Annotated in this window: 1 pseudogene; it reads right to left on the minus strand. The window is 59.1% G+C overall.

The annotated features are described in order from the left end of the window. Window positions 1-259: pseudogene (locus tag AC4HNJ_RS22025) on the minus strand (HslU--HslV peptidase ATPase subunit); the annotation flags it as partial.

Below are 259 nucleotides of genomic sequence, written 5' to 3' on the forward strand. Positions count from 1 at the left end.
TTCTGACGCGTGTCGCTTTCGATAGATGGCGCAGGTTCCTGGTCGTGCGTCCAATCGGTGGCCTTCTGACGGCGTGGCAACAATGCATCCAGGATGCGATCTTCGGCGCGATCTTCGGCTTGCGTGCGCACGCGTTTCATCGCCAGCTCGCGTGTCAGCTTGTATGCCACATCGGCGAGATCGCGCACGATCGATTCCACGTCCTTGCCGACATAACCCACTTCGGTGAACTTGTTGGCTTCCACCTTGACGAAGGGCG

The sequence above is a fragment of the Dyella sp. SYSU CM1112 genome (assembly GCF_058216415.1).